The sequence below is a fragment of the Zoogloea oryzae genome (genome assembly GCF_030161255.1).
GTDB classification, from domain to species: Bacteria; Pseudomonadota; Gammaproteobacteria; order Burkholderiales; family Rhodocyclaceae; genus Zoogloea; species Zoogloea oryzae.
Genome location: NZ_BSPX01000239.1, coordinates 349 through 842 on the forward strand (window position 1 = coordinate 349; position 494 = coordinate 842).

The window sequence follows — 494 nt, forward strand, 5'->3', positions numbered from 1 at the left end:
CTCGATCCATTTCGGCATCGATCCTGATATATATAATAACTTGGGCATCCATTTCGCATGCATATCCTATTTTTGCACAACAGGGTTATGAAAATCCGCGCGAAGCTACTGGGCGTATTGTATGTGCTAATTGCCATTTAGCTAATAAGCCTGTTGATATCGAGGTTCCACAAGCAGTGCTTCCCGATACTGTATTTGAAGCGGTTGTTAGAATTCCCTATGATATGCAACAGAAACAAGTTCTGGCTAATGGTAAAAAGGGCGGGTTGAATGTGGGAGCTGTTCTTATTTTACCTGAGGGATTCGAATTAGCTCCCCCCGATCGTATTTCTCCCGAGATGAAAGAAAAGATGGGCAATCTTTCTTTTCAGAGTTATCGCCCCACTAAAAAAAATATTCTTGTGATAGGTCCGATTCCAGGTCAGAAATATCGAGAAATTACTTTCCCTATTCTTTCTCCGGACCCCGCTACTACGAAGGAGGCCCACTTCTTA

Annotated in this window: 1 protein-coding gene; it reads left to right on the forward strand. The window is 42.7% G+C overall.

Going from position 1 to position 494, the window contains the following annotated elements; translation table 11 throughout:
• A partial coding sequence (locus QQK25_RS24885; RefSeq protein ID WP_284190085.1) for a cytochrome f occupies positions 1-494 on the forward strand: 494 nt, incomplete at both ends.